Origin of the sequence: Campylobacter concisus (assembly GCF_015230035.1) — a bacterium.
GTDB classification, from domain to species: domain Bacteria; phylum Campylobacterota; class Campylobacteria; order Campylobacterales; family Campylobacteraceae; genus Campylobacter_A; species Campylobacter_A concisus_BK.
Genome location: NZ_JAAKZD010000018.1, coordinates 1 through 23773, shown reverse-complemented (window position 1 = coordinate 23773; position 23773 = coordinate 1). Strand labels below are relative to the sequence as shown.

The window sequence follows — 23773 nt, the reverse complement described above, 5'->3', positions numbered from 1 at the left end:
GGAATTTAAATGATAAAGAAGCTTTTGGACGAGGCCATAGGCGAGCTAGACGAGCTTATAAATTTAACGATGCAAGATATCGCCAACATAAAAGAGGCGAAGCACTCAAGCGTTGATGAGAGCGTGAAGAAAAAAAATGCTCTTGTGCGTGCTTTTGAAGATACTAAAAGAGCTTTGGATAAAGAGCTATTAAGGGTTTCAAAAGAGAGTGGCACGACGACACTTGCAAATGTTTTAGATGATGAAGTGAAGTCAAAGCTAGTGCTTATGCGTTCAAAGCTTGAAATTTTGCATAAAGTAAATAAAGAATATGCAAGACACGTCGTTGTTGTTAAGGAGTTTTTTGACTCGCTTAGCAAAAAAGTCTTTGGTACTCAGACTAATGAATACGGTCAAGATGGCAGCGGCACAGATAATAATTTTTACAAATCAAGGGTTTAAAAAATGGCTAATATCTTTATGTCATTAGGCACAGGCGTTTCAGGGCTAAATGCAGCTCAAGTGCAAATAAGCACAACTGGAAATAACATAACAAACGCCGATAGTAACTACTACACAAGGCAGCGCGTAGTGCAGTCTGCGTCTCCAGCGATGAACACTGTCCCTGGTGGCGTTGGCACAGGTACGCAAGTAGATACCGTGACAAGACTTCACGACGAGTTTGCCTACTCAAGATTAAAATATTCATCATCAAATTTAGAAAATACAGGCTATAAACAAAGAATTTTACAAGAGGCGACAAAATACTTCCCAGACCTAAAAGATACTGGCATGGTAAAGGATATCCAGGAGTATTTTGCTGCGTGGAACAACTTCGCTTCTAACCCAGACGAGGGCGCTCAAAAGGTAAATTTGATAAATAAAGCTAGCGTTTTAACAGGCAGTCTAAACCGCTCATCAAAGATGCTTTATGATATGCACACGCAGATAGACGAGACTATAAAGATAAATATAAACGAGATAAACTCACTTGGCAAGCAAATAGCAACTATAAATAAGCAAATTCAAAGAGTTGAGTCAGGCGCAGACGCTGGCATAAAGATAAATGCAAACGACCTTCGCGACAAGCGTGACGAGCTAGAGCTTGCTATGTCAAAGCTGGTAAATACAGCCGTTTATAAAAGCGATCTAAAAAGCGAGTCAAGGATAGATACTGGCATAACTGATCAAGGAAGATACTACAACCTAAATATCGGCGGTATTAGCATAGTCGATGGTGTAAATTTCCATGAAATTTCTATGAGCTCGACCGAGAGCGGACAATACACTAAAATTTATTATGAAAGAGAAGATGGCAGACGTATCCCTATGGAAGATAAGATCACAAATGGCAAAATAGGCGCCGCGCTTGATCTTAGGGGCCGCAACTACGAGCCAGATAATGATAAATTTAGCGACGGTATCATCCAAAAATATATCGACAACATAAATACATTTTCAAAAACGCTTATAACAAGCACAAACAACGTCTATGCCGAGTCTGCGGTTGAAATTTCAAACTCAGATCCGATAAGCTACCTAGAAAACGATAAGACGCTGATGAACCACGACAACAGCATAAGAAACGGCAGCTTTGAAGCCATAGTTTATGACAACAAGGGCAACGTCGTAGCCAAAAAGACTATCGAGATAAACGGCACTACGACGATGAACGATACAAAATACGGCAACTCTATCGTAAAAGACTTCAACTCAAATTCAGACGACAACAACGACAACAACATGTTAAATGACGTCGATGACTTCTTTGAAGCGTCGTATTTTTATGATAAAAACACGCATCAAGGTACATTTGCGCTCATACCAAAGCAAGCTCAGGGGCTTTATAGCATCTCAATAGTCGATCACGGCACAAATTTCCCAGGCGCAGTTGGTATCAATAGATTTTTCTCAGGCGCAAACTCAAATACAATAGGCATAAATCAAAATTTCACCCAAGATCACACAAAACTTCGTGCCTACTCAAAGCCAGTTGTGGGAAACAACGAAGTTGCAAACAAGATGATCCAGCTTCAGTATCAAAAGCAGACATTTTACTCAAGTGGCACTGCGCTTGATAGGGACGAGACGATCGAGGGATATTACCGCTATTTTACGACCGATATGGCGAGCGATACGGAGTCAAATAATACGATCCACGACACAAACACATCTTTGCAAAAGACAGCTGAGGCAGAATTTCAGTCAACAAACGGCGTAGATACTAACGAAGAGCTTACAAATCTGATCCGCTTTCAAGCGAGCTACGGCGCAGCTGCAAAGATCATCACGACCGTTGATCAGATGCTTGACACCCTTCTTTCACTAAAACAATGAGCGAACTAAAGAGCCTTTTAGACTCACACGTACTTAGTAAAAATACAAACTTGGGGCTATTTGACGCCCCGGACCCACTCCAAGTAGCCTCTAAATTTAAAGAGCCAAATATAGCACTCATTTGTGCGTTATTTGCCTATGGCAACGCAAAGATGATAGTGAAATTTCTAAATTCGCTTGATTTTAGCTTGCTTGATGAGAGTGAGCAAAATATCAAAAAAAATTTATCAAATTTCAAATACCGCTTTCAAAATGAAAACGACGTGCGAGAAATTTTTATCACGCTTTCACGCCTGAAAAGAGAGGGTGACATAGAAGAAATTTTAGCCCGTGGTCTTGCAAAAAACGGCGAGATGATAGAGGGCGTAAATGAGCTTATTAAATTTATTTATGGGCTAAATTCTTACCGCTCAGATGGATATGAGTTTTTCTTTGGCAAGAGCTTTGAAAAAGAGCCACAAAGCCCATATAAACGCTACAATATGTATCTTCGCTGGATGGTAAGAGATAGCGACATCGACCTTGGGATGTTTAAAAATTTGCCAAAAGATAGACTTTTGATGCCACTTGACGTGCATACGCATAGGGTTTCATTAAATTTAGGGCTTATTGGCAGAAAGAGCTACGACTTCAAAGCGGTTATGGAGCTTACAAATAGGCTTAGAGAATTTGATAAGCTTGATCCCATTAAATACGACTTTGCGCTTTACAGGATAGGGCAAAGCAAAGAGCTAGAAACTATCGTAAAAAATCTTAAAAAATAAAAATTATTGCTAAATTTTTAAATTTAGGATAGACTTGCCATACAATTTTATCCATAAGGAGCTTGTATGAAAAAAATCGTTTTACTAAGTGCTGTTCTAGGAACACTACTTTTTGCTCACGAGGGCCATCACTTTGATCCAAAGGCTGGCGAGCATCTTGTGATCCCAGTTAGCGAACTAAGCGAAAAAGGCGACAAAAGCGTTGGCGAAGTAGTAGCTGTTAAGACAAACTACGGCGTAGCACTTTTCCCAAATCTAAAAGGTCTTCCTGCAGGACTTCACGGCTTCCACGTTCACCAAAATGCTGACTGTGGCGCGACTGAGAAGGGTCTAGGTATGAAAGCAGGCGGTCACTGGGATCCAGCTGAGACAAAGATGCACTCATTTGCATGGGATGATAAGGGTCACAAAGGCGATCTACCAGCGCTTTACGTAGATGCTGAGGGCAATGCAAACTACCCAGTGCTAGCTCCAAAGATCAAAAACCTTGACGAGCTAAAAGGTCACTCACTAATGGTTCACGTTGGTGGCGACAACCACAGCGACCATCCAAAAGCACTTGGCGGCGGCGGTGCTAGAATGCTTTGCGGCGTTATAAAGTAATTAAACCCCACAAAAAGCCTTTAAATTTAATGTTTAAAGGCTTTTTCTTTTAAATTTCACACTTCAATATCTAAATTTAACCCACATTTCTAAGATAAAATTTCAAAACTTTAAACTACAATCCGCTTTTAACTTAAATTTATAAAGAGCAAAAATGGAATTTGACCTACTTAGCTGCGCCCTCTTTTTTGTAGCTGCATTTTTGGGTGGTTTTATCGACGCTATCGCAGGAGGCGGCGGACTGATCACTTTGCCAGCCATCATGGCTATGGGCGTGCCACCTCATCTTGCCCTTGGCACAAACAAGCTTCAAGGCGTCTTTGGCAGCTTCACGGCAACGCTAAATTTCACTAAAAAAGGGCTGATTGATTACAAAGAGTGCTTTGTTGGCATAGTTTTTACATTTATCGGAGCGACCATCGGAGCGACGCTTATCTTATTTTTAAATGCAAATTTCTTAAAAATAATCATTCCATTTTTGCTAATCGTCATCTTCATATACACACTTTTTATGCCAAAAATAGGCGAGAGCGACAGGGCTGCAAAGATGAATGAGAGGCTATTTTATGTCATCTTTGGGCTCGTTTTGGGCTTTTATGACGGCTTTTTTGGCCCAGGAGCTGGCTCGTTTTGGATGTTTGCGATGGTGGCACTTATCGGGCTAAATTTAAAAAAGGCGGTCGCTCACACAAAGGCTTTAAATTTCACCAGCAACATCGTAGCCCTTGGCGTTTTTGTAGCTGGCGGACAGATACTTTGGCTAGTTGGCTTTTTGATGGCTGTGGGACAAATTTTAGGAGCATATTTTGGCTCAAATTTGGTCATAAAAAAAGAGGTCAAATTTATTAGAACGATGTTTTTGATAGTTGTCGCAGCGACCATTTGCAAACTGCTTTTTGACTACTTCAAGGCTTAAAATTAAAAATGTTTTAACAATAATTTTGTTACAATCACGCAAAATTCTAAATCTAAGGTAAATCAATGAAAGATTTGTTTCTATTCTCAAATTTGCTAAACCATTCACATGCCTTTGTCTATGCGTTTCACTTTTGCCTTGTAGCTTTGATCATCCTCATCGTTGCCTACATTGCAAGGAGCAAGATGCAGCTTGTGCCAAGAGGCCTTCAAAACATAGTTGAGGCTTATTTAGAGGGTGTTATCTCTATGGGTAAAGATACTTTAGGTAGCGAAAAGCTAGCTAGAAAATACCTCCCACTTGTCGCAACTATCGGTTTTATCGTATTTTTCTCAAACGTCATCGGTATCATTCCTGGCTTTGAGTCACCAAGCTCAAGCTTAAATTTAACTCTAGTTTTGGCTTTGGTTGTATTTGTTTATTATAACTTTGAGGGCATTAGAGAAAATGGCTTTTTCAAATACTTTGGACACTTTATGGGACCAAACAAATTCCTAGCTCCGATAATGTTTCCAGTCGAAGTCATCTCACATCTTTCACGTGTAGTTTCGCTTTCATTCCGTCTTTTTGGTAACATTAAGGGCGACGACTTATTCTTACTCGCGATGCTTACACTTGCGCCTTGGTTTGCTCCACTTCCAGCCTTTGCACTTCTAACGCTTATGGCCGTTTTGCAAACATTTATCTTTATGATGCTAACTTACGTTTATTTAGCTGGCGCAGTCGCTATTAGCGAGCACGAGCATTAAAATTTAAAGCCATATTTTTATATGGCTTTTTTCTGTTTTAAAATTTAAATTTATCTCCAAAAACATTTTTAACCTATATAAATAGATCGCCAAAGCTCCTCTTTAGATATTTTAAAAGAAAGTATCGCTAAAATACGCACTAAAAATTTGCATAAATTTAAAGGTAAAAATATGTTTGAAGTCGTTATCGGTTTAGAAGTTCATACTCAGCTTAATACAAAAACTAAAATTTTCTGCTCTTGCTCGACTAGTTTTGGCGACGAGGCGAACACTCATGTTTGTCCGACCTGCCTAGCTCTACCTGGAGCGCTACCTGTGCTAAACAAAGAGGCTGTCAAAAAGGCGATCAGCTTTGGCACAGCGATAAACGCTAAGATAAATAAAAAATCAGTATTTAATAGAAAAAACTACTTCTATCCAGACCTTCCAAAGGCATATCAAATCTCACAGTTTGAGATCCCTATCGTGGAAGGTGGCGAGCTCATCATCGACGTAAACGGCACTAAAAAACGCATAGGCGTAACCAGAGCGCACCTTGAAGAGGACGCTGGCAAAAATATCCACGAAGAAAACGAGAGTTTGGTCGATCTAAATAGGGCTGGAACGCCGCTTCTTGAGATAGTTAGCGAGCCAGATCTTAGAAGTAGCGACGAGGCGGTGGCTTATCTTAAAAAACTGCACTCGATCCTTCGCTTTTTAAACATAAGCGACGCAAATATGCAAGAAGGAAGCTTTCGCTGCGACGCAAACGTCTCTATCCGTCCAAAAGGGGACACCAAGCTTTACACAAGGGTTGAGATAAAAAACTTAAACTCATTTAAATTTATCCAAAAAGCTATCGACTACGAAGTAGAACGCCAAAGTGCAGCTTGGGAAGATGGCAAATATGACGAAGAAGTCTATCAAGAGACAAGGCTCTTTGATACGACAAATTTAGTGACAAGATCTATGCGTGGCAAAGAGGATAGCGCGGAGTATAGGTATTTTCCTGACCCTGACTTGCTCCCTGTTGAAGTGCCAGAAGAGATGTATAACGAAGCGATCAAAATCCCAGAACTTGCCGAGCAAAAGGTGGCAAGGTACGTAAGTGAGCTAGGCGTAAAAGAGAGCGATGCCTTAAATTTAACTCAAAGCGTCGAGATGGCTAGGTATTTTGAAGAGCTGATCGCCGCTGGAATTCAGCCAAAGCTTGCTACTACGTGGCTTATAGTCGAGCTTCTTGGTCGCTTAAATAACGGCGTAACGATCGAGACAAGCCCAGTTAGCAGCGCTAAGATGATAAATTTACTAAAACGCATAGAAGATGGCACGGTAAGCGGCAAAGCTGCAAAAGAGGTGCTAGACTATCTAATGGAGCATGACGCAGACGTCGATAGCGTCATCGAAAAACTTGGCTTAAAACAAGTGAGTGACGACTCAGCGATCATTGCGATCATAGATCAAATTTTAGCTGCGAACGCCGACAAAGTCGAAGAGTATAAAAACGGCAAAGATAAGATGTTTGGTTTCTTTGTCGGTCAGGTGATGAAAGAGGGCAAGGGCGCCTTTAACCCAGGCAAGGTCAATGAGCTTTTAAAGGCCAAAATAGGCTAACAAAGGGCTAAAATGAGCATAGCAGTCATCGGAGCTGGCAAGTGGGGCAGTGCGCTTTTTCACGCATTTAGTGAAAATAACGAGTGCGTCATCAGCTCAAGAACGCCAAGAGAGATGTCAAATTTTGTAAGCTTGGATAAAGCTTTGGAGTGCGAATACCTAGTCTGCACGATCCCAACACAAGCTACAAATTTATGGCTAAAGCAAAACTACAAAAACAAAGGTCAAAAGATCTTAGTCGCCAGCAAGGGTATAGACACGGCAAATCTTAAATTTCTAAATGAAGTTTATGAAGACTTTGTTGATAGAGAAAATTTGGCCTTTCTTTCAGGGCCGACCTTTGCAAAAGAGATCATGCAAAAGCTACCTTGCGCCTTGGTGGTAAATTCTAAAAACCAAAATTTAGCTTTAAAATTTGCCTCATTTTTCCCAAGCTATATGAAAGCATACACTTCTGATGATGTGATCGGCGCTGAGGTGTGCGGGGCTTATAAAAACGTGATCGCCATAGCTGGTGGCATCTGCGACGGACTTGGTCTTGGCAACAACGCAAGGGCGAGTCTCATTTCGAGGGGGCTTGTTGAGATGGCTAGATTTGGCAAATTTTTTGGCGCAAAAGATGAGACATTTATGGGGCTAAGCGGCGCAGGGGATCTTTTCTTAACCGCCTCATCGATACTTTCACGCAACTACCGCGTAGGTCTAGGCATCGCAAGGCACGAGAGATTAGAGAAAATTTTAAATGAGCTTGGCGAGGTGGCAGAGGGCGTGGATACTGCAAGGGCTATTAGCAAGATCGCTAAAGAAAAGGGCATATATGTGCCTATTGCTAGTGAGGTTGAAAATATGCTAAATGGCAAAGACGTTTTTGAGAGCGTAAAATCGCTTTTGGGAAGAAGATGAGAGCTTTTAAATTTATACTTTTTGTGGCCATTTTTGCTTTGGGGTTAAACGGTGCTGAAGTGAGCCTAAGAGCCAAGGTCTCGCAGATGATAATGGTTGGCTTTAACGGAGCTAGCACAAAAGACGCTGCGTTTCGCGCGATGTTAAGCGACGCTGGATACGAGAGATTTGGCGGTGTGATGCTACTTGGCAGAAATGTAACTAGCAAAGCCCAGCTAAAAGCTAGCATAAAGGCGATAAAAGAGAAAAGTCCTAAAATTTTCATCGCTATCGACGAAGAGGGTGGCAACGTAAGCCGTATGAAGGATAAGAGCTTTGACGGTCCATATCCTAGTGCATACGAGGTCGCAAGCACGCTTGATATCAAAAGCGCATACGATCTCTACTCAAAAATGGCTATAAATTTAAAGGAGTGCGGCATAAATTTAAATTTCGCCCCAGTGGTTGATCTGCACGATGAAAACTCGCCGATCATCGCCGCTAAGCAAAGGGCGTTTAGTGAGTATGCAAGCAAGGTAGTAATCTACGCTGATGCCTTTATGGATGCATTTAAAGAGCAGGGCATCCTAACGACACTTAAGCACTTCCCAGGGCATGGTAGCTCAAAAGAGGACTCACATAAAAATAAGAGTGAGGTCACGCTAAGCAAAGATGCGCTACTGCCATACAAAGACGCTATAAGCACAGGTAGAGCGCAGATCATCATGGTCGGACACCTTTTTGTAAAGGGCATCGACGAGGATAATCCAGCCACACTTTCTAAAAAAATAATAACCGATCTCTTGCGAAATGAGCTTAAATTTAATGGCGTGGTCATCAGCGATGATATGCTGATGAAAGGCGTTGGCGACGAAGCTTTAGCGCAAAAAGTGGTGAAATTTATAAACGCTGGTGGCGATATTTTGCTCTTTAGCGAGTTTAAGATAAATAACCAAAGAACGGCTGATTTAGTAACTCAGATCATAATCGATGCTGTAAATGAGAAAAAGATCAGCAAAGAGCGGATAGACGCTTCATACAAGAGGATAATGGCTCTAAAAGCGAAGATTTAAATTTGGCTCCTAAAGTTACGTTAGTAAATTTGCGTTATTTTCGTCTTTTTCAAGATCAAAATATAAAATTTCAAGCAACATTTCATCGTCGTATCTAAATTTCATAGTTTTTTGTCTTATGTCATCTATTTTTGGATAGATGAGGTGTAGCTTGCCGTCGCACGGATGCTTTTTACCGTAAGCATATAACTGGTATAGGTCGGCTTGTGAGATATCATTACTTGAGCTTATGATCTTCCATTTTGTATCGGCTATAAATTTGCCTTCTAAAAATATATCAGGCCTTAGTTTAAAACTCTTTGGATCTTCAACGAGGTGTTTTTCTGAGTGTTGTAATATTGTGCCTGGAAAGCTTTTCTTTATAAAATTTCCAACATAGCTTTCAAAAAGTGCATTCATATCAAATAGCAAGGCAAAGCCTAGATCATCGCCTTTATGCGGTGTAAATGAGTTGTTAAGTAAAAAGATCTTGCACCATAAAAGAGTTTGCTCGTAGTGCTTTACTTGGCGGTTTGTGACAAGCTTTGCAAAGGAATTTTTATAATCCTCACACTCAGAAACCTCATCAAATATAAACAAAAGCTCGCGTATTTTTTGCTGATTTTTACTAGAATTTGACTTTTTGTACAGAAATTTAAGCGTTGTTTTTATGATTTGATTTATCTTTATGTCGCTTAAGAATTCGCTGTATTCTACATAAAATCGCTCTTTGTGGATGCTATTTCTTTTGATCTGCTCGTTTATATTGAGCTTTCCTTTTAGAAATTTTAGGTTCTCTTCTAGCGCCACATAGTCACTTTTTATCCCCTTTTTTACAAGAGCTTCAAGCTCGCATAAAAACATAGAGATAAAAATTTCTAAGAGCGGCAAATTTTGTGTTTTTAGGCTAGCTAAATTTGAGCTTTTAGCTGGGAAATTTTTAAGCGATTTTAGCATTTTTAGAAAAACTGTTTTTGATTTATAGGTGTCTGTTTTGTCTGTTATTTTGGGCAAAATCTCTATCGTTAAGCCACTTTTTGTCTGCAAAACGCCGACATAATTTCTAGCTTGTATAAATTTCCCACCAACCCCGCTTGCTATCCTTAAAAAAGGCGCATTTTCATCGCTATTTTTAAGGATAAAATTTTCTATATCTTTAAAGTCTTTTTTGCCTATATCGTGCTGATAAATACGCTCAAACTCAGTAATCGTTAGCTGGCTTTGTTTCATCTTTATTTGCTTGGCTATAAATTTTTATGTAACTTTGCGGATCGTTAAAGGCTTTGAAATTTATCTCGTACAAGATTTTATCGTCTATATCGTCGATCTTTGATCCAAATAATTCTTTTGCAACCATATTTTTCTTGACTTTAACAAACTGCGAATTCTCGTCTTTTTGATTATCCCCCAAAACCAGCCTTATTTTCTCCCAGTCATCATAAAAATACTCTTGTAGTAGCGGTAAAATTTTATTTTTAAAGACATTTGCAAGCGTTTTTATGTCTGACACATTTATAAAATAAGCATGCCCTATCGTGTGATCCCTGTCATAAAGATACTCTATGCGCTCGTTTATCGTTTTTAGCATTTTTCCTACATTGATGCCTTCAATGATTATTTTATTTAGTGTGTCGTATTCTGGCATCATCTCCACAAACTCAAACCTTCTTCTAAGTGCCGTATCCATAAGGGCTATGCTTCGATCTGCTGTATTCATCGTGCCTATTATATATAAATTTGACGGCACTCCAAATTTCTCTTTTGAGTATGGCAGCTCGACCATTATCTCATCATCTGCCCCTAGTCTTTTTGACGGCTCTATAAGAGTTATGAGCTCACCAAAAATTTTAGATATATTCCCGCGGTTGATCTCGTCGATGATTAATACCCGCTTTTCTGATTTTATATTTGATTTTTCCATATAGTATTCAACCAAGTACGTGAACAAATTTGTATAGCCGTTTACTATGTATTTTTCAAGTATTTCTGGATTTTTGTCTGCCGCGCTCTTATTTTTAATATCTTCTATTGTGATAGATCTGTTTTTTAATAATCTCACTAATTCTTCTATAAGATAAATCGGAACAGGGATTTCTCCTGGGATATTTTTCTTCTTTAGTTTTATAAGTTCAGTCCCGGCATAAGAGATTGTATAGCCTTCTATTGTGTCTCCTATGTTAAAAATAGTATTTTTACAAATATCCTTAAAGATACCATTTGTTATTTTGTATTCCAATCCTTTATCTTGGCTTTCTTTGTCAAAAACAGGTTTTATTCCCTCCACAAATTCCTCATACCCATAGCTTTGATGAAAGGTTACAAATTTTATCTGTCCGCTTGCAATGTACCTTTTAAATTTAGATATATTATTCGATCCATTGCCTTCTATAATTTCTAGTGCTTTACTAACAACACTATATGTTTTTCCAGTTCCTGGAGGGCCGTATAAAATTTGATTAAGTGGATAAGTTAATTTCTTGTCATTGTCGGTCATTTTATATCCTTCATTATCACTATTGTTTAGTATATCGTGTGTTGACTTATTTTCCTTTGCATATTGGTTCCATAATAGAGACGAATATTCATAAAAGTCCATATAACTCGGCTTATTTTTTAGTAGTTCTTTTTGAATTTGTGATATGTTTTTTGATTTTATATTATTTTTTTGAGCCAAATACTTGAAAGCTTCTTTTGAGACAATGTGTAGAAGTGTTTTGTCTGGTGCATATAAAAAGGCTATTTTCCATTTTATGGCATTGCCAAGATCAATATCATCTATACTTTCAAATTCTTTGTTTTGTGCATATTTTATAATTTGTAGAATAAGACTTTTTATTTTTTGAAATGCTTGATTTCTAGTCTCTCCATATTTTTCATACCATCCATATTCTGCATCACCAGTTTGTCCACTTTTTAGTTCCTTTTCGACATCGTTTTGTGCTCTTTTAAAAATTCCAAATTTATAAGCAGATCCACCCCATATACTTATAAGATTTTCCGTTTTACTTTCAAGCCAAAAGGTAAAAGTATCCTTGCTCTTAACGCCTGTGTATTGCTCTAAGGTCATATTTTCTACAGCTTGAAAAGGCCATCTTTGTTGAAAGTCATCCCTTAATTTCAAGCGTTCTTGCCATGAAACCATTTTTGCTCCTTGTTTATTTACTTAAATTTAGTGTCCTATTTTATCTCACAACCCATCAAATTCTTTCTTTAGTTCGTCCCTTAGCTCTTCGGCTCTATCTTCGCCGTTTTTGAAATTTGCCTTTACAAAGCCATCGATCTCGTCTAAAATTTCAACAAGTTCGCTCTCCCAGTTTGCATTTTCTTGTTTTAAAAGCGCCTCTAGCTTATCTCTTGTCTGCTCGAGCTGATCTAGTGCTTTGTCCTTGTCGCTAGCCTCATTTAGCGCATCTTCAAAGAGTATGTCTTGCCTTAGAGCATTTATCTTTTTTAAGATAATGTTGCAAAATTTAGGGTATTTCTCAGCGTTGCTTAAATTTTCTAAAACCTCTTGTGCAGCCTTTTGATAGGCAGGCACCGCCCCCTCATCGTCAAGCTTTTTGGTTAGTTTTTGTATCTGAAAATATAAAATAAGCGCTGCAAAAAACGCAAGCAGCAAATAGATCGTTACGCTATTCATTTTTACTCCTTTTTCTAAATTTATCCACGCTAATTATCGCTAAAGCCAGCCAGATCATACAAAATGAGACGACTTTGTAGCCGTCTAAAATTTCGCCGTAAATAAAGACCGCGCAAAGGATCGCGATGGTTGGCGAGATGTATTGCAAGTAGCCAATCGTCGTTAAATTTATCCTTGTTGTAGCTGCGTTAAATGCGACAAGTGGCACGATAGTTACGATGCTTGAAGCGATCATTAAAAGCGAGTCTTTGTTTAGTCCAAAGTGGCTTTGCGAGTGAAAAACCAGCCATAAAACGTAGCCAAGCGCAAATGGAAACATAAAAAATGTTTCGATAAAAAGCCCATTAAATGCGCTAATCTTCGCCATCTTTCTAACCATCGCGTAAAATCCAAATGAAAGTGGCAAGATGATAGAGACAAGTGGCAGACCGCCTTTTGCATAAATTTGCACGCAGACAGCTGCGATGACGATGCAAACGGCCATAGCACCAGCTTTGCTGAGGCGCTCTTTAAAGATGATGACACCAAGAAGCATGCTTATCAAGGGATTTATAAAATAGCCCAAACTCGTGTCTAAAATTTTGCCGCTACCCACCGCATAGACATAAACGCCCCAGTTTATGGTGATAAAAATACCACTTAAAAATAGAGCCTTTAGCGAGCGGATATCTTTAAGAAGCGCAAAAATTTCGCCCATTTTGCCATTAATGCAAAGCACTGCTGCCATCAAGAAAAATGACCATATGATCCTGTGGGCTAAAATTTCATAAGCATCGACATCTTTACTAAATAGGTTGAAATAAACCGCCAAAAACCCCCACATAAAAAAGGCGCTAAGCGCGAGAATAACGCCTTTTTGGCTCTCATTTAGTCTTGGTATTTTTGTCGCCTTTTATAGAATTTATACTATCTATCATCAAAAGCGTGACAGAAATGGCTAGGCAGATCATCAAAAAGTATGAGCTTTTCTCCAGTCTCTCGCCGATGGCAAATGAGACAAAAAGCATCATTATAGGCTCAAAATATGTAAGCAAACCTAGTACATTTATCGGCACGAGCGTGCTTGAGAGGATCTGGGCGATGAGGGCTATGCCGCTGATAGCACCAAGCAAGATGAGCAGATAGTAGATGTTTGGATTTTGGCTCATTACGTAGTCCATATCGGCTGTGAGCGCAAAATAAAATGAGAATAAAAACATAAAAATTATCTCGATAACAAAGCTTGAGAAATTTGCAAGGTTGTAGTACTTTCTAATGGTAAAATAGACTGGATAAAGGCAAAAAACTACAGCGCTCTCCCACGAGATTCCGCCGCTTATGACTGCTGTGCTAAAGACGCCAATGGCAGCGAAAAAGATCGATGCTAGCTTTGTTTTTGAGAGGTGCTCTTTGAAAAATATCCGTCCAAAAAGGACCATGACTATTGGCATGATGAGGTAGCCGATAGAGACTTTTAGCGCTGCGCCGTTACTTGGAGCCCAGAGATAGAGCCACATCTGAAATGAGACGATGAGCGAGGTAGCAAGCAAAACTAGTAAAATTTTAGGTTTTAGCTTTATTTTTAGAAGTAAAAATTTGAAATTTCGCTGCTGTTTTAACAAAAAAATGGCGGCGATGACAAAAGGCATGGCAAAGATCATGCGGTATCCAATAAGAGCTTGCGTGCTGATGGGGTTCATGAGCACTGACATGTAGTAGATGCAGTTAAATAAAACTGATGCCAAAAGCGAATAAAAAATGCCTTTTATCATGAAAAAAATCTTCTCTTTTTCTGGTTAAATTTAAAGTAGCGATTGTATGTAAAATATCTTTAATAACCCATTAATGGCTTTTATTTTTTAAGTTTTGCGTGATATAATCTGCGCTAAATCAAGGTAAAAGATAGGAAAAATTTATGACTTGGAACAGAGATAGCTGGAGAGAATTTAATATCTTACAACAACCAACTTATCCAAATTTAAAAGAGCTTAAAGAGGCTGAAGAAAAACTTAAAGCGCTTCCGCCTCTGGTATTTGCTGGCGAGGCTAGAAGTCTTAAAAATGAGCTTGCAAAAGTTTGTAGTGGCGAGGCCTTTTTGCTTCAAGGTGGCGACTGCGCTGAGAGCTTTGCAAATTTTAGCGCAAACAACATCAGGGATATGTTTAAGGTTTTGCTTCAAATGGCGATAGTTTTAACCTTTGGTGGTGGCTGTCCGGTGGTCAAAGTAGGCCGCGTGGCAGGGCAGTTTGCAAAGCCTAGAAGTAGCGACTATGAAGAGGTAAATGGCGTTAAGTTGCCAAGCTATAGAGGCGACATCATAAATGGCTTTGAATTTGACGAACAGGCAAGAGTGCCTGACCCAAAACGCATGATCGAGGCTTACTATCAAAGTGCTTCTACGATGAACCTCTTAAGAGCCTTTTCAAGAGGAGGTTTGGCTGACCTTCATCAGGTGCATAAGTGGAATTTAGGCTTTGTTAAAAAGCCAGAGATCGGGGAGAAATACGCAAAACTAGCCGATGATCTAACAAAAACTCTATCTTTTATGGCAGCTTGTGGTATCACTTCAGCAAATACCCCAGCTATAAATCAAACTGCAGTCTATACATCTCACGAGGCGCTGCTTTTGCCTTATGAAGAGGCGCTAACTAGGGTTGATAGCCTTAGTGGCGAGTGGTATGACTGCTCGGCTCACATGCTTTGGATAGGCGAGAGAACGCGCGGTATAAACGATGCTCACGTGCATTTTTTAAGTGGCGTGAAAAATCCTATCGGCGTAAAGATCGGACCAAGCGCAAAGGCTGAAGACGTCATCGCACTAGCAAATAAGCTAAATCCAGAAAATGAAGCTGGCAGACTAAATGTGATAATCAGAATGGGCGCTGACAAGATCGGCGAAAATTTACCAAAAATTTTAAGAGAGCTAAAGCGCGAGGGGCTAAATATCGTTTATAGCATCGATCCGATGCATGGTAACACCGTTAAGACCTCAAATAACTACAAAACTCGTGAATTTAGTAAAATTTTAAGCGAGGTTAGAAGCTTTTTTGAAATTCATAAAGCTGAGGGCACAAGAGCAGGTGGCGTGCATCTTGAGATGACTGGCAAAGATGTGACTGAGTGCACTGGTGGCGCGCTAAACATCACTGAAAGCTCGCTAAAAGAGAGATACGAGACGCAGTGTGATCCAAGACTAAATGCTGATCAGGCTTTAGAGCTTGCATTTTTGATGGCTGATCTAGTTAAAAAAGCTTAAAATTTATAAAATTTGGAGAAAAATATGGCAAATATTTATGATCTAATAGTAGTTGGCGGCGGACCTTGTGGTATAGCTAGCGTAGTAGAGGCTAAAAGAAATGGCTTAAGTAATGTTTTGCTCCTTGAAAAAGGCGACAATCACAGCCAAACGATCAGAAAATTTTATAAAGACAATAAACGCGTAGATAAAGAGTATAAAGGGCAAGATAGCACGATACATGGGCTAGTTTCGTTTGAAGATGGCACAAAAGAGAGCACGCTTGATTATTTTGACAAGCTACTTGACTCTGAGAATATCGAGGCGTTTTTTAACTCTGAGGTCGAAAGCGTAAAAAAAGAGGGAGAAATTTTTAAAGTAACTACCTCAAAAGCTGTCTATGAAGCCAAAAACGTGATGGTCTCGATCGGCAAAATGGGACGACCAAACAAGCCTGACTATAAGATCCCGCCATCACTAAATTCAGTTGTAAATTTTAACCTTGATAACTGCACAAACGGCGAAAAAGTGCTAGTTGTGGGCGGTGGCAACTCTGCAGTTGAGTATGCTATCGAGCTTTGTCAGTATAACAAAACTACGATCGCTTACAGAAAAGATAAATTTAGCCGTGTAAATGAGACAAATTTAAACGCTCTTTGGGAGCTTGAGAAGCATAATAAGATAAAAGTAAGACTAAATCACGATATAACCGAGATCGATAATGAATCAGGCAAGGTAAGAGTGCATTATGAAAATGGCAAGATCCGTGTCTATGACAGGGTTGTTTATGCGATCGGTGGCTCAAGTCCGGTTGATTTTTTACAAAAATGCCAGATAAAAACTGATGAAAAAGGCACCCCGATAGTTGATAGCAATTACCAAAGTAGCGTGCCAGGACTATATGTGGGAGGAGATATCGTTTTAAAAAATGGTGGCTCGATCGTGGTCGGACTAAATCACGCTCATAGCGTCATCAAAGACATCTTAAAAGGCAAGGCACAAGCTTGATAAATAAAATCGCACTAGCTATTGTTTGTCTGATAGCTGGCTTTTCTCTCTCGTTTTTGAAATTTCAAAAAGAGGACGAGGCGCCAAAAGATACTAATCAAACGATTTACTCTATAAATTTTGATGATCTCCCTGAAGAAGAGAAGCAAAGATATGTAAGCAAAGACGATCTTTACGAGTATGGCGGCTACATCACGCCAAAGAGCTACATGCAAAATTTTGTTGATGACAAGGATCTAAATTTATCAGACAATGTAAAAGAGCTTCAAGAGCAAGTGCGCGAGCTAAGCAAAAAAAATGAAATTTTGGCCGCTGATAATGTCGATATGAGCGAGAAAAATTTAGACTTCATAAGCAAAATTTCAGAGATGAAAAGAAATATCGAAAATGAAAAAAACGAGATAGTTGAAAAAAATCAAAAGGCTCTTGGCGAGCTTGAGGCGCAACACTTTGAAAATATCCAAGCTTTGACAAAGCGCCTAAATGAAGCACAAGCTGATATGATAGAGAGTTCAAAGGCCTACGAGAAAAAGATAATCGACCTTGAAAATGCGATAAATGACGCTAGAAATGGCGATGAGAGCAAACTTAAAGATGCCAAGGCCAGCTTTAATAAATTTAAAGAGAGCTTTGAAGCAAACTACACTGCTTTAAAAGAGCAAAATAACGAGCTAAACGCGACACTTGCGCAAAAAGAAGCTCTTATAAAAGAGTATGAAAAAACTCAAAGTGAAAAAGATAGAGGAGAAAAAAAAGAAATTTTGCTTTTAAAAGAGGAGATCGAGCGAGTTAAAAATGACGCTAACACTCAAAAATTTAGCTATGAAAAAGAGATAAATGCGCTAAATGATGGCTTTGAGACACAAAAGAGCGTTATGGAGGATGAGCTTTCTAAGAAGGCAAATAAGATAATTGATCTGCAGGAGGCTCTTGAGTCAAACAAGACTGCACTAAAAGATAGAATTTATGAGCTTGAAGAGATCAAGAAAAATCTAAACTCAAAAGATCTAATGGCGCAAAGCTATAATGGCAAGAATTTAGAGCTAAATGCCTCGCTTGCGGCACTCCACAAGAGTTTTGATGATCTAAAACAAAAGAGTTTAAAAAGCGAGCAAGAGAACAAGCTTGCAAATGAAAATATAAGCTCGCTTAAAAAAGAGCTTGAGAGGGCAAATGCTCTAAATAAAAAGCTTGAAAAGCAAAATTTAGACGCAAACACAACTCTAAATGAGCTAAGCAAAAAGTTAAGTTTAAGCGAAGAGAGCTTTAAGAAGAGCCAAGAGGAGCTAAAAGCGCTTGATACAAAGACAACTAAATTTCTAAAAACGCTATTTGATCAAAACCAAACCATCTCTTTGCAGTCGCAAAAACTTGACTCAAACGAGGGCGAGCTAAAGAATTTAAGCGCTAAGCTTGATCTAAAAGAAGCAAAGATAAAAGAGCTTGAAGAAAATGTCACAAAGACAAGCCAGATGCTCCTCTCTAAGCAAAACGAGCTAGAAACGCAAAAAAGAACGCTAAAGATCGATATGCAAAACTATGAAATTTTACGCCAGCAGATAAATATGCTACAAAAAAAGATAGTTGATACCTCAACATTTTTAACCGACAACAACAAAAGTGGCGGCAAAAATTTACTAAGCTTGCAAAATGAACTAGAAAATGCAAAGCAAAAGCTAAACGAGAGCAACAAGACGATCGAACGGCTAAATTCAAAGATAAGTGAGCTAAGCTCGAGCGGTCATAAAGGCGGAGCTGTAAATGCCCAGATCATCGAGCTTCAAAAAGATATCGAGCAAAATTTAAACAGACAAGACGAGCTTGAAAATGAAAATGTAAATTTAAAAAATATCTTGCAAGCTACGACAAAGCCTGAAACCCCAACAAAGCTCGTCCTCATCTCTAGCATCGAGTGTGACGACATGGACGCAAAAGACAAGGTCAGCATAATGTGCAAAAACAGAGTGAGCGAGTTTTTGCAGAGATTTAACTCAAACTATATGTATGAGATCATCCCGATCGTGGATAAGAAAAATTTTGTCATCCCATCAAATGTCGCTCAAAATATCAAAAAAGATGACCTTGGCAAGCTAAATAACTACGTAAATTACGGCGTTGGTAAAGAGCGTGCAAAGGCTGCGGCTGAGCTTATAAAAGAGGAATTTGGCGACTTTGCAAGGATCAGCTTTAGCTCCGAAGTGATCGTAAAAGATGTGACGCGCGGCTTTATCATCAAGGTTTATAGATGATCTTAGCCCAGCTTGAAAATGGCTATCGCTACAACAGCGATACGCTTGTTCTTTATGATTTTATTTGCTCGGTTGTAGGCGAAATTTCTGGCAGAGTTTTGGACGTTGGAGCAGGGTGCGGGATACTTGGACTTTTGCTTAAGCGTGATTTTCAAAAGATAGATCTAAGCATGCTTGATCTTTTGGAGCTAAATAGCGAAATTTCTAGCTTTAACGCAAAGAACAACTGCTTAGAGGCTAGAGCTGTAACGGCTGATTTTGCAAATTTTAAAGATAGTGAGAAATTCGATCTAATCATCTCAAATCCGCCTTTTTATCATGACGGTGTTACAAAAAGCCAAAATGAGCACATAAAAGTTAGCAGATATGCAAGCTCGCTAAATTTAAAGGATTTTATAAGAGGCATAAGCGTAAATTTAAAGCCACATAAAAGGGCGTTTTTTTGCTATGCGCCAGATGATCTTAGCGAGATAGCGGCATGCTTAAAAGAGTATAAGCTAAATTTGGCGAGCTTAAAATTTGTCCATACCAAAAAGGATAAGCCAGCAAATTTGGCTTTGCTTGAAGTGCGAAACAACTCAAACTCAAAGCTAAAAGTCCTGCCGCCTCTTGTGATGAGCGAAGATGGCTCGCACACGAAAGAGGCAAGCGAGATCTTTAAAAAAGCAGATACAAACAGCATCTCTTACAAGGAGATAGCGTGAGGGCTGATGGTTTTAGCTATGAGTTTGATCCTAGCTTTTGCGAGAGTTGCGGAGGCAAATGCTGCACTGGCGAGAGCGGCTACATCTGGATAGATGAGGGTGAAATTTTAAAATTTTGCGCTGCTTTTGATATGCCAAAAGATGAGTTTGAGAGCAAATTTTTAATACGTGTCGGGCTTAGACGAAGCATCAAAGAAAAGCCTTATGATGACGGTTTTGCTTGCATATTTTTTGACGAGAAAAATAAAAACTGCTCGGTCTATGAGCTAAGACCTAAGCAGTGCAGGACATTTCCGTTTTGGGATTATTTTAAAAAAAATTTAAAGGAGCTAAGAGCAGAATGCATTGGCGTAAAATTTTAATAATTTTTATAAGCGTATTTTTTAGCACGCATCTGCTTGCAGATGACAACAAAAGTGTAAATTTACGCCTAATGCAAGCTCTCATCTCGCAAGATAGTGGCGATGTAAATGCTAGCATCCAGACCTATCTTGGACTTTTTAAAGAGACAAATCAAAAGACCTATCTAAAAGAGGCGATAAAGCTCGCATTTGCCGCGAAAAATGAAAATTTAGATAGCCTCATGGCTGAGGGCGAGAAGAGCTTAAAAGATGATAGCGATTTTATCAGGATCAAGGTTGCAAATTTAGTCAATCTCTCTAAGCTAAACGAGGCAAAAGAGCTAATGCAAGAGCTTGCCACAAAAGAGCCAAACGCCCAAAATTTACTCATGCTTGGCACCATTTGCATGATGCAAAATGATACGGTAACGGCGCTAAAATACTTTGAAGAGGCATACTCGCTAAAGCCTGAAGAGGAGAATTTACTCCGTATCGTTGATATACTTTTAAACCGCATGGATAATGTAAATGATGCGACAAAATACCTCGAGAAATTCCGCGAGGAGCAGGGCTGCACTCAAAAGACATGCGAGCTTTTGGCTGAAATTTACTCTCAGCAAAGAAATTTCCCAAAGGTGATCGAGCTTTTTGAAGAGATCTACGACATCACTCACGACACCTCTTATCTTGACAAGATCGTGCAGTATTTTGTCTATGCTAAAAATTATAAAGCGGCTATTGAAATTTTGAAAAAATATGGCTACAACGACGCTACGTTGATGGACCTTTACGCTGCGACTGGAAATTTTGGCGATGCATACGTTTTGGCGGTTAAAATTTATAACGATAGCAGGGATCTAAATTTCTTAGCAAAGGCCGCCATCTACGAGTACGAGATGAATAAAGATAGCCTAGACGAGAAAAAGATCACTGATATCTTAGATAAATTTGAAGCTAGCGTGCCAAAGCTTAATAACGATATGTTTTTTAACTACTACGGTTACTTGCTCATTGATCACGAGATAGACCCTAGAAAGGGCGTAGAGATGGTGCAAAAAGCACTTGAGATCTCGCCAGACTCACCTTACTACGAGGACTCGCTAGCGTGGGGGTACTTCAAGCTTGGCGAGTGCAAAAAGGCAAAGGGCATAATGATGCACGCGATGAAAGATGTTGATTTTAGGACTTCAAAAGAGGCAAAAGAGCACTTGCATCTAATCGAGCGCTGCATAATAAATTTAAACAAAAGGCTTAAAAAATGATACTTGATGAGATCATAAAAAAGACAAAAGAGGATCTAAAAAAGCGAAAAGCTGACTATCCGCAGGAGTGGCTAGGTCGCTCGCTCGCATACAACCCATACGTGCCAAGAGACGTTTTGGGCGCACTTAGATCAAGTAAAGATGAGCCTATAAAGATCATAGCCGAGATAAAAAAAGCAAGCCCAAGCAAGGGCGTGATAAGAGAGGACTTTGAGCCGATCAAGATCGCTCAGGAGTACGAGCAGTACGCAAATGCTTTTAGTATCCTAACAGAGCCTCACTGGTTTAAGGGTGACATCGAGTATATCACGCAGGTTCGCCGCTACGCCTCAAGGCCTATCCTTAGAAAAGACTTTATAGTTGATAAGTATCAAATTTTAGAAGCGCTTGTTTATGGAGCGGACTTTATCCTGCTCATCGCCAAGGCGCTAACTCAAAGCGAGCTAAAAGAGCTACTTGAGTACGCGCACCACTTGGGGCTTGAGGTTTTAGTAGAGACCCATGACGCGAGCGATGTGAAAAAGGCGGTCTTTGCAGGAGCAAATATAATAGGGATAAATCATAGAAATTTAGATGATTTTACGATGGATATGAGCCTTTGCGAGAAGCTCGTGCCGCTTTTGCCAAACGGCAAGATAATAGTCGCCGAAAGCGGTCTTTACGAGTATGAGCAGCTTTGTGAGCTAAACAAGATCGGAGTTGATGCCTTCTTGATAGGAGAGCATTTCATGAGGCAAGATGATATAAAAAATGCCGTTAAAAAGATAAAGGAGGGCGAGTGATGCAGCACCTTTGTGCCCCTTGGAGAAGCGAGTATTTCAGCGCAAAAAAAGATAGTTGCGTCTTTTGCGAAGTCATAAATTCAAAAGAGGACGACGAGAAAAATGGCGTGCTTTTTCGTGCTAAGAACTGCTTTGGGATCATGAATTTATACCCGTATTCGCCAGGTCACTTTATGATCATACCAAATCACCACACCGACAAGATCGAGGAGCTTGACGAGCAGACGTGGTTTGAGATGAGTAAATTTGTAAGGCTTGGGGTCGAAATTTTAAAGCGCGAGCTTCACGCGCAAGGCGTAAATATCGGTATGAATTTAGGCAAGGCAGCAGGCGCTGGCATAGCTGAGCACGTGCATTATCACCTTGTGCCAAGGTGGAGCGGGGATACAAATTTCATCACAACGATCGCCGATGTCAGGGTAAATGGCACTCCGTTTCATCCGCTTTATCAAAAGCTAAAAAAGGCTTTTAGTGGCGTTATTTGAGCTTGATATCGAGCAGTGGCTTGAAAAAAGAGGCGAGTTTGAAGTCCTGATAGACGCTAGATCGCCACACGAATATGCCTACTCTCATATAAAAGATGCTCTAAATTTATACGCACTTGATGACGCTGAGCACAAAGAGGTAGGCACGATCTACAAAAGCGACAGAGCCCTAGCCAAGAGCCTTGGAGCAAAATACATCTGCAAAAATTTACAAAATATCATCGATGAGGTCTATAAAAGGGCTAAGGTTGGCTCAGCAGTTGGGATCTACTGCGCAAAGGGCGGACTTAGATCAAGCTCGGTTGCCTATGTGCTAAGCATGATCGGGTATAGAATTTATAGACTAAATGGCGGCTATAAGGCTTATAGAAATCACGTTTTAGAATTTCTAGAGCGTCCTTTAAGCACGAAATTTATCACTCTTTTTGGCAACACTGGCTGCTATAAAAGTAAGCTAATAAGGGCACTCTCATCTTCAATCGACCTTGAAGCGATGGCAAATCACCTAGGCTCAGTCTTTGGCGCGATAAACGGCGCGCAGCCTAGTCAAAAAAGCTTTGAAGACGCGCTCTTTGAAAAGCTCATCACACTAAAAGATCAAATTTGCTTTATCGAGGGCGAGAGCAGAAGGATCGGCTTGCTAACACTTCCAAAAAGCCTTTATGAGGCGATGCGTTGCGGTATCTGTGTTGAGGTTAGCGCGAGCTTGGAGAATAGAATTTCATGCATCACAAGCGACTATAAAAGCGTGGATAAAGCCTTTTTTGATGAGTGCATAAAGAAAATTTCGCCCTTCATCGATAAAGAGGCCAGAGATGAGGCGGTGGCTAAATTTAACGAAAACGACATCGCCAAAGTGGCTGAAATTTTACTCACAAAATACTACGACAAAGTTTATAAGAAAAATGAAAACATTGATGTTTTTGTAAGCTCTAATGACTTTGAAGAGGCTCTTAAAAAGCTAAATTTGATAAGAGCTGAGGCGAAATTTTAAATCCTTTTGGTGCTTTGTTTGGGGTAAATTTCATCTCTAAATTTAGCCTTTTTATAGTTAGCTGAAATTTACTTTTATGCTTAAAAAGATCATCTTTGCGCTTAAAAATGCTTAGCTTAAGGCTATTTTTATACTTTGGCATAAATTTTTTGCTAATTTTGTGAAAATTTCTAGTTAAATTTATCTGTTTATCTGTTTATCTGTTTATCTGTTTGGGGT

The 23773-nt window shown here is 39.5% G+C and carries 23 protein-coding genes; 18 read left to right on the top strand and 5 right to left on the bottom strand.

The features are described 5' to 3' along the window. The first annotated feature begins 9 nt into the window (after nucleotides 1-9). The 9 genes from G6W41_RS09590 to G6W41_RS09550 all read left to right on the top strand — a co-directional run bounded on the left by G6W41_RS09590 (nucleotide 10) and on the right by G6W41_RS09550 (nucleotide 8896). Nucleotides 10-441, top strand: a complete 432-nt coding sequence (locus tag G6W41_RS09590) for a flagellar export chaperone FlgN (protein ID WP_012001657.1) — start codon at nucleotides 10-12, stop codon at nucleotides 439-441. Nucleotides 442-444: 3 nt separating this feature from the next. Continuing rightward, complete coding sequence (flgK, locus tag G6W41_RS09585; protein ID WP_194171373.1) at nucleotides 445-2316, top strand: flagellar hook-associated protein FlgK; 1872 nt, start codon at nucleotides 445-447, stop codon at nucleotides 2314-2316. After that, nucleotides 2313-3080, top strand: a complete 768-nt coding sequence (locus tag G6W41_RS09580; protein WP_194171372.1) for a TIGR02757 family protein — start codon at nucleotides 2313-2315, stop codon at nucleotides 3078-3080. The genes flgK and G6W41_RS09580 overlap by 4 nt, the downstream gene beginning before the upstream one ends. 66 nt (nucleotides 3081-3146) lie before the next feature. Continuing rightward, entirely contained in the window at nucleotides 3147-3683 is a 537-nt protein-coding gene (locus G6W41_RS09575; protein WP_194171371.1) for a superoxide dismutase family protein, read from the top strand. Nucleotides 3684-3837: 154 nt separating this feature from the next. After that, nucleotides 3838-4599, top strand: a complete 762-nt coding sequence (locus tag G6W41_RS09570; protein WP_194171370.1) for a TSUP family transporter — start codon at nucleotides 3838-3840, stop codon at nucleotides 4597-4599. Nucleotides 4600-4664: 65 nt separating this feature from the next. Then, on the top strand, nucleotides 4665-5348 hold the full coding sequence (locus G6W41_RS09565) for a F0F1 ATP synthase subunit A (RefSeq protein ID WP_194171369.1): 684 nt from the start codon (nucleotides 4665-4667) through the stop codon (nucleotides 5346-5348). 171 nt (nucleotides 5349-5519) lie between these two features. Then, nucleotides 5520-6941 carry an Asp-tRNA(Asn)/Glu-tRNA(Gln) amidotransferase subunit GatB gene (gene gatB, locus G6W41_RS09560; RefSeq protein WP_194171368.1) on the top strand — a complete coding sequence of 474 codons (1422 nt, stop codon included), beginning with the start codon at nucleotides 5520-5522 and terminating at the stop codon, nucleotides 6939-6941. 12 nt (nucleotides 6942-6953) lie between these two features. Continuing rightward, nucleotides 6954-7844: an NAD(P)H-dependent glycerol-3-phosphate dehydrogenase gene (locus G6W41_RS09555; protein ID WP_194171367.1), complete on the top strand. Its 891-nt coding sequence runs from the start codon at nucleotides 6954-6956 to the stop codon at nucleotides 7842-7844. Continuing rightward, on the top strand, nucleotides 7841-8896 hold the full coding sequence (locus G6W41_RS09550) for a glycoside hydrolase family 3 protein (protein ID WP_194171366.1): 1056 nt from the start codon (nucleotides 7841-7843) through the stop codon (nucleotides 8894-8896). The genes G6W41_RS09555 and G6W41_RS09550 overlap by 4 nt, the downstream gene beginning before the upstream one ends. A gap of 15 nt (nucleotides 8897-8911) precedes the next feature. Here G6W41_RS09550 and G6W41_RS09545 read toward each other — a convergent pair whose 3' ends face one another. The 5 genes from G6W41_RS09545 to rarD (G6W41_RS09525) are packed head-to-tail and all read right to left on the bottom strand — an operon-like array spanning nucleotide 8912 to nucleotide 14266. After that, entirely contained in the window at nucleotides 8912-10105 is a 1194-nt protein-coding gene (locus tag G6W41_RS09545) for an McrC family protein (protein ID WP_194171365.1), read from the bottom strand. Continuing rightward, nucleotides 10077-12017: an McrB family protein gene (locus G6W41_RS10260; protein ID WP_242039953.1), complete on the bottom strand. Its 1941-nt coding sequence runs from the start codon at nucleotides 12015-12017 to the stop codon at nucleotides 10077-10079. The genes G6W41_RS09545 and G6W41_RS10260 overlap by 29 nt, the downstream gene beginning before the upstream one ends. Before the next feature lie 45 nt (nucleotides 12018-12062). Next, nucleotides 12063-12515: an aryl-sulfate sulfotransferase gene (locus G6W41_RS09535; protein ID WP_103630662.1), complete on the bottom strand. Its 453-nt coding sequence runs from the start codon at nucleotides 12513-12515 to the stop codon at nucleotides 12063-12065. Then, entirely contained in the window at nucleotides 12508-13362 is an 855-nt protein-coding gene (gene rarD, locus G6W41_RS09530) for an EamA family transporter RarD (RefSeq protein WP_346010885.1), read from the bottom strand. The genes G6W41_RS09535 and rarD (G6W41_RS09530) overlap by 8 nt, the downstream gene beginning before the upstream one ends. A gap of 16 nt (nucleotides 13363-13378) precedes the next feature. Further along, nucleotides 13379-14266 carry an EamA family transporter RarD gene (gene rarD / locus G6W41_RS09525; protein ID WP_009293763.1) on the bottom strand — a complete coding sequence of 296 codons (888 nt, stop codon included), beginning with the start codon at nucleotides 14264-14266 and terminating at the stop codon, nucleotides 13379-13381. 143 nt (nucleotides 14267-14409) lie between these two features. On the opposite strand from rarD (G6W41_RS09525), the gene G6W41_RS09520 reads away from it, so the two are divergent. Genes G6W41_RS09520 through mnmH form a run of 9 tightly spaced genes read left to right on the top strand, consistent with a single transcriptional unit; the run spans nucleotide 14410 to nucleotide 23554 of the window. Next, nucleotides 14410-15750, top strand: coding sequence for a class II 3-deoxy-7-phosphoheptulonate synthase (locus tag G6W41_RS09520; RefSeq protein ID WP_194171364.1), 1341 nt, complete (start codon nucleotides 14410-14412; stop codon nucleotides 15748-15750). A 24-nt stretch (nucleotides 15751-15774) separates the two neighbouring features. Continuing rightward, the gene (locus G6W41_RS09515) at nucleotides 15775-16737 is read left to right on the top strand and encodes an NAD(P)/FAD-dependent oxidoreductase (RefSeq protein ID WP_021092404.1); all 963 of its coding nucleotides are present in this window, start codon (nucleotides 15775-15777) and stop codon (nucleotides 16735-16737) included. After that, a complete protein-coding gene (locus G6W41_RS09510) occupies nucleotides 16734-18986 on the top strand; it encodes a hypothetical protein (RefSeq protein WP_194171363.1) in 2253 nt (750 codons plus the stop codon). Before G6W41_RS09515 ends, G6W41_RS09510 begins: the two co-directional genes overlap by 4 nt. After that, a complete protein-coding gene (locus tag G6W41_RS09505; protein WP_194171362.1) occupies nucleotides 18983-19690 on the top strand; it encodes a tRNA1(Val) (adenine(37)-N6)-methyltransferase in 708 nt (235 codons plus the stop codon). Before G6W41_RS09510 ends, G6W41_RS09505 begins: the two co-directional genes overlap by 4 nt. Next, nucleotides 19687-20052, top strand: a complete 366-nt coding sequence (locus G6W41_RS09500; protein WP_103608287.1) for a YkgJ family cysteine cluster protein — start codon at nucleotides 19687-19689, stop codon at nucleotides 20050-20052. The genes G6W41_RS09505 and G6W41_RS09500 overlap by 4 nt, the downstream gene beginning before the upstream one ends. Then, nucleotides 20031-21293 (top strand): tetratricopeptide repeat protein, encoded by a 1263-nt coding sequence (locus G6W41_RS09495; RefSeq protein WP_194171361.1) that lies wholly within the window; start codon nucleotides 20031-20033, stop codon nucleotides 21291-21293. The genes G6W41_RS09500 and G6W41_RS09495 overlap by 22 nt, the downstream gene beginning before the upstream one ends. After that, nucleotides 21290-22075: an indole-3-glycerol phosphate synthase TrpC gene (gene trpC / locus G6W41_RS09490; RefSeq protein WP_021086271.1), complete on the top strand. Its 786-nt coding sequence runs from the start codon at nucleotides 21290-21292 to the stop codon at nucleotides 22073-22075. The genes G6W41_RS09495 and trpC overlap by 4 nt, the downstream gene beginning before the upstream one ends. Further along, on the top strand, nucleotides 22075-22560 hold the full coding sequence (locus G6W41_RS09485) for an HIT family protein (RefSeq protein WP_194171360.1): 486 nt from the start codon (nucleotides 22075-22077) through the stop codon (nucleotides 22558-22560). Before trpC ends, G6W41_RS09485 begins: the two co-directional genes overlap by 1 nt. Next, nucleotides 22547-23554 carry a tRNA 2-selenouridine(34) synthase MnmH gene (mnmH, locus tag G6W41_RS09480; RefSeq protein ID WP_194171359.1) on the top strand — a complete coding sequence of 336 codons (1008 nt, stop codon included), beginning with the start codon at nucleotides 22547-22549 and terminating at the stop codon, nucleotides 23552-23554. The genes G6W41_RS09485 and mnmH overlap by 14 nt, the downstream gene beginning before the upstream one ends. Nucleotides 23555-23773 lie beyond the last annotated feature (219 nt).

What these genes read in the sequence shown, in the direction of transcription:
- flgK (WP_194171373.1), top strand. Translation starts at nt 445, where the DNA reads ATGGCTAATATCTTTATGTCATTAGGCACAGGCGTTTCAGGGCTAAAT.
- G6W41_RS09485 (WP_194171360.1), top strand. Translation starts at nt 22,075, where the DNA reads ATGCAGCACCTTTGTGCCCCTTGGAGAAGCGAGTATTTCAGCGCAAAA.
- G6W41_RS10260 (WP_242039953.1), bottom strand. Translation starts at nt 12,017, where the DNA reads ATGGTTTCATGGCAAGAACGCTTGAAATTAAGGGATGACTTTCAACAA.
- G6W41_RS09580 (WP_194171372.1), top strand. Translation starts at nt 2,313, where the DNA reads ATGAGCGAACTAAAGAGCCTTTTAGACTCACACGTACTTAGTAAAAAT.
- rarD (WP_009293763.1), bottom strand. Translation starts at nt 14,266, where the DNA reads ATGATAAAAGGCATTTTTTATTCGCTTTTGGCATCAGTTTTATTTAAC.
- G6W41_RS09570 (WP_194171370.1), top strand. Translation starts at nt 3,838, where the DNA reads ATGGAATTTGACCTACTTAGCTGCGCCCTCTTTTTTGTAGCTGCATTT.
- G6W41_RS09575 (WP_194171371.1), top strand. Translation starts at nt 3,147, where the DNA reads ATGAAAAAAATCGTTTTACTAAGTGCTGTTCTAGGAACACTACTTTTT.
- G6W41_RS09590 (WP_012001657.1), top strand. Translation starts at nt 10, where the DNA reads ATGATAAAGAAGCTTTTGGACGAGGCCATAGGCGAGCTAGACGAGCTT.
- G6W41_RS09565 (WP_194171369.1), top strand. Translation starts at nt 4,665, where the DNA reads ATGAAAGATTTGTTTCTATTCTCAAATTTGCTAAACCATTCACATGCC.
- gatB (WP_194171368.1), top strand. Translation starts at nt 5,520, where the DNA reads ATGTTTGAAGTCGTTATCGGTTTAGAAGTTCATACTCAGCTTAATACA.
- G6W41_RS09535 (WP_103630662.1), bottom strand. Translation starts at nt 12,515, where the DNA reads ATGAATAGCGTAACGATCTATTTGCTGCTTGCGTTTTTTGCAGCGCTT.
- G6W41_RS09555 (WP_194171367.1), top strand. Translation starts at nt 6,954, where the DNA reads ATGAGCATAGCAGTCATCGGAGCTGGCAAGTGGGGCAGTGCGCTTTTT.
- G6W41_RS09520 (WP_194171364.1), top strand. Translation starts at nt 14,410, where the DNA reads ATGACTTGGAACAGAGATAGCTGGAGAGAATTTAATATCTTACAACAA.
- G6W41_RS09505 (WP_194171362.1), top strand. Translation starts at nt 18,983, where the DNA reads ATGATCTTAGCCCAGCTTGAAAATGGCTATCGCTACAACAGCGATACG.
- trpC (WP_021086271.1), top strand. Translation starts at nt 21,290, where the DNA reads ATGATACTTGATGAGATCATAAAAAAGACAAAAGAGGATCTAAAAAAG.
- G6W41_RS09545 (WP_194171365.1), bottom strand. Translation starts at nt 10,105, where the DNA reads ATGAAACAAAGCCAGCTAACGATTACTGAGTTTGAGCGTATTTATCAG.
- G6W41_RS09550 (WP_194171366.1), top strand. Translation starts at nt 7,841, where the DNA reads ATGAGAGCTTTTAAATTTATACTTTTTGTGGCCATTTTTGCTTTGGGG.
- G6W41_RS09515 (WP_021092404.1), top strand. Translation starts at nt 15,775, where the DNA reads ATGGCAAATATTTATGATCTAATAGTAGTTGGCGGCGGACCTTGTGGT.
- G6W41_RS09495 (WP_194171361.1), top strand. Translation starts at nt 20,031, where the DNA reads ATGCATTGGCGTAAAATTTTAATAATTTTTATAAGCGTATTTTTTAGC.